The sequence below is a fragment of the Actinacidiphila acididurans genome (genome assembly GCF_016918855.1).
Lineage (GTDB): Bacteria > Actinomycetota > Actinomycetes > Streptomycetales > Streptomycetaceae > Actinacidiphila > Actinacidiphila acididurans.
In genome coordinates, this window is sequence record NZ_JADKYB010000059.1 from 1 (window position 1) to 1,102 (window position 1,102).

General features: G+C 65.7%; 1 protein-coding gene. It reads right to left on the reverse strand.

Annotated elements, in window-relative coordinates; all coding sequences use genetic code 11:
- Positions 1-1,102 (reverse strand): amino acid adenylation domain-containing protein (locus ITX44_RS40605; protein ID WP_205365270.1); only part of this gene is annotated, 1,102 nt, incomplete at both ends.

Sequence of the window (1,102 nt, forward strand, 5' to 3'; positions counted from 1 at the left end):
CGCACCGTCACCGGACCACGACCACCACCCGCCGGCCGCTCCGGCACCGGAAGAGCCTTACGGTCCAGCTTCCCGTTCACCGTGACCGGCAACGCATCCAAAACCACGAACGCCGAGGGCACCATGTACTCCGGCAACCGGGACGCCACCAACTCCCGCAGACCCGACCCGTCACCCCCCACCACATACGCCACCAGACGCTCATCCCCCGGCACGTCCTCACGCACCACCACCGCAGCCGCCGCAACATCCGGATGACCCGCCAAAACCGCCTCGATCTCACCCGGCTCCACCCGGAAACCACGCACCTTCACCTGATCATCCACACGACCGGCAAACTCCAGCAACCCCTCGGCGGTCCACCGGACCAGGTCACCCGTGCGATACCACCGCTCACCACCCGCACCCGCCACAAACCGCTCAGCCGTCAACCCAGGACGACCCGCATAACCACGCGCCACCTGCACACCCGCCACATACAACTCCCCCGCCACACCAGGCGGCACCAACTGCAACCCCGCATCAAGAACCCGCACACGAGCACCGGCCACCGGCCCACCGATCGGCACCACACCACCACCAGACGGACCCCCGAACACCGTGACATCCACCGTCGCCTCGGTCGGACCGTACTGATTATGAACCCCCGTACCGAAAACCTCCATCGCCCGATCACGCAAAGACACCGGCAACACCTCACCCGAACACACCACCACCCGCAAACCCCCCACCGACCCCGACCCCGACCCCACAAACGCCCCCAGCATCGACGGCACAAAATGCGCCACCGTCACCCCCTCACGACGCATCAAATCCGCCAAATACGCAGGATCACGATGACCACCCGGCACCGCCACCACCAACCCCGCACCACACGTCAACGCCCAGAACATCTCCCACACCGACGGATCGAACACCACCGGCGTCTTCACCAACACCCGATCCCCCGCAGTCAAGCCATACCGCGCCTGCATCCACGACAACAAACTCCCCACACCCCCATGAGAAACCACCACCCCCTTCGGACGACCCGTCGACCCCGAAGTAAACATCACATAAGCCGCCTGACCCGGCAACGGCCCACCCACACCCGACACACCCG